The following is a 546-nucleotide window of genomic DNA, read 5'->3' on the forward strand; positions in this document are numbered from 1 at the left end:
TGATGAAGGTCCCGCAACCCCGCCTCCGAAGAGACGGTTTAGGCTTTTCCCCGTTCGCTCGCCGCTACTGGGGGAATCTCAGTTGATTTCTTTTCCTCCGGGTACTTAGATGTTTCAGTTCCCCGGGTTGGCTTCACTGACCTATGGATTCAGTCAGCGATGTCCGGATATGACTCCGGACGGGTTGCCCCATTCGGGTATCCACGGGTCAATGCCTGCTTACGGCTCACCGTGGCTTTTCGCAGTTATCCGCGCCCTTCTTCGCCTCTCAGCGCCTAGGCATCCACCGTATGCCCTTACTAACTTGACCTTATAATTGCGCTTTACTTTACCTCTGTGCAGTTTTCAAGGAACAACACCGCCACAAGGACGGTCATATGAAAACCTGACATTCGTCAGGTCTGCCGGGTATTCCCCGGTCAATCCGGCAGCGACCTACTCTCCCAGGGACCAACGTCCCAAGTACCATCGGCGCAGGAGGGCTTAACTTCCGTGTTCGGGATGGGAACGGGTGTGACCCCTCCGCCATTGCCACCAGATCAGTTT

At 55.5% G+C, this 546-nt stretch carries 2 rRNA genes; both read right to left on the bottom strand.

Annotation, left to right across the window (positions count from 1 at the left end):
• Positions 1-310, bottom strand: a 23S ribosomal RNA gene (locus tag H1S01_RS20705); the annotation flags it as partial.
• Positions 311-422: 112 nt separating this feature from the next.
• Positions 423-539 (bottom strand): 5S ribosomal RNA (rrf, locus tag H1S01_RS20710).
• Positions 540-546 lie beyond the last annotated feature (7 nt).

Source organism: Heliobacterium chlorum (assembly GCF_014502795.1).
Lineage (GTDB): Bacteria > Bacillota > Desulfitobacteriia > Heliobacteriales > Heliobacteriaceae > Heliobacterium > Heliobacterium chlorum.